General features: G+C 62.1%; 7 protein-coding genes and 1 pseudogene. 6 read left to right on the top strand and 2 right to left on the bottom strand.

The window, feature by feature from the left end:
• The 5 genes and pseudogenes from EOA29_RS20580 to EOA29_RS20560 form a co-directional block, all read left to right on the top strand.
• Positions 1-651: pseudogene (locus tag EOA29_RS20580) on the top strand (branched-chain amino acid ABC transporter substrate-binding protein); the annotation flags it as partial.
• Between the two features lie 19 nt (positions 652-670).
• Positions 671-1,642 carry a PQQ-dependent catabolism-associated beta-propeller protein gene (locus EOA29_RS20575; RefSeq protein WP_127221370.1) on the top strand — a complete coding sequence of 324 codons (972 nt, stop codon included), beginning with the start codon at positions 671-673 and terminating at the stop codon, positions 1,640-1,642.
• Positions 1,643-1,722: 80 nt separating this feature from the next.
• Positions 1,723-2,511: an ATP-binding cassette domain-containing protein gene (locus EOA29_RS20570; RefSeq protein WP_126092879.1), complete on the top strand. Its 789-nt coding sequence runs from the start codon at positions 1,723-1,725 to the stop codon at positions 2,509-2,511.
• A gap of 11 nt (positions 2,512-2,522) precedes the next feature.
• Complete coding sequence (locus EOA29_RS20565; protein ID WP_189350674.1) at positions 2,523-3,383, top strand: ABC transporter permease; 861 nt, start codon at positions 2,523-2,525, stop codon at positions 3,381-3,383.
• Positions 3,383-4,012, top strand: a complete 630-nt coding sequence (locus EOA29_RS20560; protein ID WP_126092877.1) for a hypothetical protein — start codon at positions 3,383-3,385, stop codon at positions 4,010-4,012. Before EOA29_RS20565 ends, EOA29_RS20560 begins: the two co-directional genes overlap by 1 nt.
• A gap of 77 nt (positions 4,013-4,089) precedes the next feature.
• Here the strand turns inward: EOA29_RS20560 and EOA29_RS20555 are convergent, their stop codons facing one another.
• Together EOA29_RS20555 and EOA29_RS20550 are read right to left on the bottom strand one after the other, a co-directional pair.
• Complete coding sequence (locus EOA29_RS20555) at positions 4,090-4,290, bottom strand: hypothetical protein (RefSeq protein WP_059185947.1); 201 nt, start codon at positions 4,288-4,290, stop codon at positions 4,090-4,092.
• A 228-nt stretch (positions 4,291-4,518) separates the two neighbouring features.
• A complete protein-coding gene (locus EOA29_RS20550) occupies positions 4,519-5,508 on the bottom strand; it encodes a LysR family transcriptional regulator (protein WP_126092876.1) in 990 nt (329 codons plus the stop codon).
• A 120-nt stretch (positions 5,509-5,628) separates the two neighbouring features.
• On the opposite strand from EOA29_RS20550, the gene EOA29_RS20545 reads away from it, so the two are divergent.
• Positions 5,629-6,678, top strand: a complete 1,050-nt coding sequence (locus tag EOA29_RS20545) for a class 1 fructose-bisphosphatase (RefSeq protein ID WP_126092875.1) — start codon at positions 5,629-5,631, stop codon at positions 6,676-6,678.
• The last annotated feature ends 44 nt before the right edge of the window (positions 6,679-6,722 follow it).

Below are 6,722 nucleotides of genomic sequence, written 5' to 3'. Positions count from 1 at the left end.
GACCACCTCTATGCGGACGCGTTGCGCCGCGCTGCAGCCCGCTTCGGCGGCCAGATCGTCGCCGAGAAGGAATTCAAGGACACCGGCACAGCCAGGCGCACCGACACTGGCGCCACGCAGATCCAGCTGCAGATCTCGGTATTCACGCAGGACCTGCCGGAGCATGACGTGCTGCTTGTGGCCGACGAGAGCGAGGTGTTCGGGACCTACGTGCCCTACCGCACCTGGACATCGCGGCTGGTCGCAGGCACGGCCGGTCTCGTGGCATCGTCATGGCATCCCGCCAGTGAACAATGGGGCGGTATCCAGATGCAGAGTCGCTTCCTGAAGACGACAGGCCGACGAATGCTGTCCAAGGACATGTCGGCCTGGACGGCCGTGCGGGCCGTCGGCGAAGCCACCACGCGCATCAATGGCGACGATCCGAAAAAGATCAGCGACTACATCCGCTCGGACGATTTCTCGGTCGCCGCCTTCAAGGGACAGAAGCTGACCTTCCGCAAATGGAACCTTCAGCTGCGCCAGCCGATCATGCTCGGCGATACCAAATCGGTCGTTTCGACATCCCCCCAGGAAGGCTACCTCCACCAGGTCTCCGAGCTCGACACCCTCGGCATCGATCAACCGGAAACGAAATGCGTTCTCAAGTAGCGCCAATCGGGAGGAATTCGTGCAGAGACGAGCTCGCGTACTCGCCATTCTCGCAACCGGCATCATGGCCAGCCCGGCATCGGCCTACACGGCCTATGTCTCCAACGAGAAGGACAATACGATGACCGTCGTCGACACTGTGACCATGCAGGTGGTCAAGACCGTCGACGTCGGCCAGAGACCGCGCGGCATCACCATCTCGCACGACGGCAAGTTCATCTATTTGTGCGCCAGCGACGACAATATGATCCAAATCATCGATACCCAGACGCTGCAGGTCGTCGGCACGCTGCCCTCCGGCGACGATCCCGAGTTGTTCGTGCTTTCGCCCGACGGCAAGACGCTCTACGCCGCCAACGAAAACGACAATCTGGTCACCGCGATCGACGTCGACAGCAAGGAGGTCAAGAGCGAGATTCCAGTTGGCGTGGAACCGGAAGGCATGGCCGTCAGCCCGGACGGCAAGACCATGGTCAATACCTCAGAAACCGCCAGCATGGCGCACTTCATCGACACCGAGAGCCATGACGTAACCGACAACGTGCTGGTCGACACGCGCCCGCGCTTCGCCGCGTTCAAGCCCGACGGATCGCAGGTCTGGGTCAGTGCCGAGGTCGGCGGCACCGTCAGCGTCATCGATAACGCCAAGCGCGCGGTCGTGAAGAAGATCAAGTTCGCGATTCCTGGACTGCGGGCCGAAACCATTCAGCCGGTAGGTATCGCCATCAGCGCCGACGGCAAGAAGGCCTATGTCGCGCTCGGCCCGGCGAACCATGTCGCGGTGATCAACACCGAAAGCTACGAGGTGGAAAAGTACATCCTCGTCGGCCAACGCGTCTGGCATCTGGACTTCACCCCCGATCAGAAAACACTGATCACCACGAACGGCAATTCCAACGATATCACTTTCATCGATACGGCGACCGACGAGCCGATTCAGTCGGTCACCGTCGGCCAGCAGCCCTGGGGCGTGGTCATATCGCCCCAATAGAAACCAGCCGAAAGACTGAGGCCTGCCCCCGAGGCCATCGAGGTCGAGCGCGCTAGGTAAGCATCCTGAAGGAGCCATCCATGCAGCATGCCGGGACGGGGAAAACGGGAGACGAGGTGGCGGCGCTCGACGTCGCCGGCGTCAGCCATTCATATGGTCCGAAGCGGGCGCTCAACGACGTCTCGTTTTCGATCGCGCCGGCGACTTTCACCGCGCTCCTCGGTCTCAACGGTGCCGGCAAGACAACTCTGTTCTCGTTGATCAGCCACCTTTACGACACGCGCCACGGATCGATCCGCATCTTCGGCCACGACGTCAGCCGTGCTTCCGGCGAGGCGCTCAGACGTGTCGGCATCGTGTTCCAGGCACGCACGCTCGACCTCGATCTGAGCGTATACCAGAACTTCTCCTATCACGCCTCGCTGCATGGCATCGGACGGCACGAAGCCCGGCAGCGCATTGCGGCGCTGATCGAGACGGTCGACATGCAGGGCCGCCAGCATGACAAGGCTCGCAGCCTTTCCGGCGGCCAGATGCGGCGCATCGAGATCGCCAGGGCGCTGCTCCACCGCCCTTCCCTGTTGCTGCTCGACGAAGCGACGGTCGGTCTCGACATCCAGTCGCGCGCGGGCATTCTTGCCACCATCCGCAAGCTGGTCGAGACGGAGGGCATCGGCGTGCTTTGGGCCACGCATCTGATCGACGAAGTCGATGACGGCGACCATGTCGTCGTGCTCAGGCAGGGTGACCTGGTCGCCAAGGGCAAGGTGGCCGACGTCGTCAAGGCAAGTGGTGCCGGTTCGATCGGCGAGGCCTTTTCGAGACTCAGCCGAAGCGAGGCGGCCGGCATTGCGGAGATCTCGCCATGAACTCTCCCGCAATGCCGGAAAAGGTCGCCGCTGTCACGCCAGCGAAGTCCGGCGCGTTCGGCCTTCGTCACTATCTCATCTGCCTCAAAGGTGTCGTCATACGGGAATGCCTGCGCTTCCTGCACCAGCGCGAGCGTTTCATCTCGTCGCTGGTTCGACCGCTCGTCTGGCTGTTCATTTTTGCCGCCGGATTCCGGCAGGTGCTCGGCGTTTCGATCATCCCGCCCTACAAGACCTACGTGCTCTATGAGGTCTATATCACGCCAGGCTTGTGCGGCATGATCCTGCTGTTCTCGGGCATGCAGTCTTCGCTGTCGATGGTCTACGACCGCGAGATGGGCAATATGCGCATCCTGCTGGTCAGCCCATTCCCCCGCTGGTACCTGCTGCTGTCGAAGATGCTCGCCGGTGTTTCCGTATCGATCGCGCAGGTCTACGCCTTCCTGATCGTTGCCTGGTTCTGGGGCGTCAAGGCGCCGCCGCTCGGCTACTTGTTCGTGCTGCCGGCCCTGTTCCTGTCCGGCATGATGCTTTGTGCGCTCGGCATGCTTTTGTCCTCGATGATCAAGCAGCTCGAGAATTTCGCCGGCATCATGAACTTCGTTATCTTTCCCGGCTATTTCGCTTCTCCGGCGCTCTACCCTTTGTGGCGCATCCAGGAAGCGAGCCCGCTTCTTTACAAGCTCTGCCTCGCCAACCCCTTCACCTACGCCGTCGAACTGATCCGCTTCGCCTTCTACGGGCAGATCGATTGGGTGTCGCTGGGTGTCGTCGCCGGCTGCACGCTGCTGTTTCTGGGAGGCGCCATCATCGCTTATGACCCTTCGCGCGGCCTGATAATCCGCAAACAGGGCACGGGAGGAAACGATTGATGGAACGGATGAGGCTTGTACGCAGCCTGGTTGCGGCCGCCATGCTCGTGCCGAACGCCGGCGCCGTGGCCGCGAATACCGATCCGGACTGGCCCTGCGCTCAGCGCAAGGTGCCGCAACTCTCGCTCGCCCAGGTCTGGAATGGACCGGACCTTCCACCAGCGGCGAAGGATTGGTCGCAGGACCCTTCCGTCTCCGCCCTGGTCGAGGAGGTGGCGGCTCGCAGGCTGCCGATAGCAGACGCGCAGATGAAGATCAGGGATTTTGCCGCCTCCCTGCCGGCCGAGCAACTTGCGCCGAAAATGGCGATGCTCTTGCAAGGCATGTTCGACCACATGGACGCCGAGCGTTCGCATGTGATTTCCGGCATTTCCCGTTACGCCCACAGGCAGCTCGAAATGGCCGCCGAATTGCGCAAGCAGGCGTCCGATGTCGATGTCTTGCGCGCAAAACCCGACGCGGATCAGGACGAGGTCGAGCGGCAGACCGACCAGCTGAATTTCGCGACGCGCATCTTCAACGAGCGTGCGCAATCGCTGACTTACGTCTGCGATGTGCCGACGATAATCGAGCAGCGGCTTTATCAGCTGTCCAAGACTGTCTCGGAAACGCTTGCCGCGAAGAAATAACGCATGTCGCCCAAAAGTGCGCAGCGGTTTTGGGAGAACGACTTGCGCGAAATAAAGCCCGCTTCGAAGATGCCCCGTCAGGATCCCCGGCCGGGCAGCACACGCCAGCGCTGCACGAAATAGCCGGGATGTGTCTCCAGCCAATGGGCGACCAGCGGCTGCGCCTGCATGAAGGCCACCCCGGGATTCATGGCCAGGCCGTCCGCCATTTCCTCGCGTTGCTCGCAGGTCTGCGGCACCGCCGTCATGCAGACCATCATCACGATTGTATAAAGCATGCCCCTTCCCCTTCGAATTCCCGAACCTCGCGCCCGGGACCCATAGCGATTTGTCTGCAGGGGTTGGCTGCCTATCCGTCTTGTCTGCGAGTATGAGAGCGCGTGCCCCTGCCCTTTCGCACTGCAACATACCATGCGAGCCCCCCGACCGCCATCGATGGCGGTGCGTTTTCCACGCCCTTGTCGGCTTTCTTTCGCATGATTTCTTCGGCCGGTATGTCGGGCGCTTCACTCTGGCCGCTTTCCAGGCGCTCTCATTTTTTGCATCCGAGCCGCGTCATTCGCTTCGGCGTACGGATACAGTTTGCCGAACAGGGGCAGGTAGGTTGCGCCTCTGCGCATCAGGAAATCGTTGAAGGTCGCCATGGCCGGCGAGATCACATGATCGGTGCGCATCACCGAAAACCATTGCCGGCGGATCGGCATCCCGGCCACGTCGAGAATGACGAGCCGGCCGGCTTCCGTTTCCGCGGCGATGGTGTGCGCGGAGATGAAAGCGATGCCGAGACCTGCCATCACCGCCTGCTTGATCGTCTCGTTCGAGCCCATCTCGACGCCGAGATCGTCGATCCGGCCGGGAACGTCGCTCAGGAATATCTCCAGCGAGATGCGCGTGCCCGAGCCCGGCTCGCGAATGAGGAAATGCTCCTCGGCGATCCTCTGCTTGGAAATGTCGCGTGCCGACGCCAGCGGGTGTTCGGGCGGCGCGATGACAACCAGCGGATGATCGCCGAAGACCGAAGCGCGCACCGAAACTTCCTTGGGCGGACGGCCCATCAGTGCGATGTCGATGTCGTGGTTCTTCAGACTGTCGATCGTTTCGGCGCGATTGCCGACGGCAAGCCGCATGTCGATATCGGGATGCTCCTTCATGAAGCCGGCCATGAGCCGTGGCGCGAAATATTTGGCGGTGGAAACGACGCCGAGCCTCAGGCTGCCGGCGCGCACGCCCTTGATGGCGTCCATCTCGTCTTCGAGCAGGCGAAGCCGCTCCTCGATAGCCTGCGCCGCCTCGACGAAGGCCAGCCCTGCGGCGGTGGGACGCATGCCGTCCGAGGTCCGATCGAACAGGGCCAGTTGGACCTCCTCCTCCACTTGTCGCAACTGGATCGTCACCGCTGGAGGAGAAAGGCCTAACACCTTGGCCGCGCTGACGATTTTTCCGTGGCTGACGATTGCCTGAACGGTCTTGAATTGCCTGAGCGTGAGGTTTCTCATGCGGCATACTAAATTGTTTTTACTGCTCAGGTAAAGTTATTGAATTTTACTTAGCACAGATCGTTTGGTTTCATCCCTCCATCCGGCCCCGAGGAGACACGACCGGACCGGGAGGCTACGATGCCAGCGCCAACGCTCGACGCTTTTCTGAACTCCTATCTCGGCGACTCGCCGGACGAACGCCGCTCCGCGGTCGTGGCCACCGTCCGTCAGCTCACACAGGCTGCCACCAGGGTCCGCAATGCCATCAACCAAGGGGTGCTCGGCACCGCCTTTGCCGGAACCCGCGGCGCCAACGCCGACGGCGACGTTCAGAAGGATCTCGACATCTTTGCCGACGACATCTTTCTCGACGCCATGCGTCACGCTCCGGTCGCGCTCTATGCTTCCGAGGAGCTGGACCGGCCGGTCCTGCTCGACGGACAAGCCCCCCTCGCCGTCGCCATCGACCCGCTGGATGGCTCTTCCAACATCGACGCCAACGTGTCGATCGGAACGATTTTCTCGCTCCTCCCTGCAACTGGCGCGCCGGACGCCAATCCGGCCGCCTCCTTTTTGCAGGCAGGCGTGAGCATGCTGGGCGCCGGGTTCTTTATTTACGGGCCGCAACTGGCGCTCGTTCTGTCGCTCGGCAGCGGCACGCACGTCTTCGTGCATTCGACCAGGCTGGGCACCTTCGTCCAGGCCTACGAAAGCCGGATCATTCCGGAGCGGACCCAGGAGTTCGCCATCAACGCCGCCAACTACCGCCACTGGGACGAGGCCGTGCGCCTCTATGTCGACGACTGCCTGGAAGGCACCGAAGGCCCACGGGAGAAGGACTTCAACATGCGCTGGATCGCCTCGCTTGTCGCTGACTGCTATCGCATATTGATGCGCGGCGGCGTGTTTCTCTATCCCGGCGACCAACGCCGGGGTTACCGCCAAGGCCGGCTTCGGCTCGTCTACGAGGCCAATCCGATTGCCTATCTGATCGAACAGGCGGCCGGTGCCGCGACCGATACGATCACCCGCATCCTCGAAATCGAACCCGAGAGCCTGCATCAGCGCGTCCCCGTGGTCTTCGGATCCGCGCGGGAAGTCGCGCGGATCGCCCGCTACCACACCGAACCCAGCGCTATCGGCGAGCGCGCGCCGCTGTTCAGCCGCCGCGGACTTTTCAGGGCCTGAGCAGCATCATGTCGGCAAGGCACCCCATCATCACCATCACCGGA

The organism is Mesorhizobium sp. M1E.F.Ca.ET.063.01.1.1, from assembly GCF_003998155.1.
Taxonomy (GTDB): domain Bacteria; phylum Pseudomonadota; class Alphaproteobacteria; order Rhizobiales; family Rhizobiaceae; genus Mesorhizobium.
The sequence above is the reverse complement of the archived record's forward strand: the minus strand, read 5'-3'. Positions and strand labels throughout refer to the sequence as shown.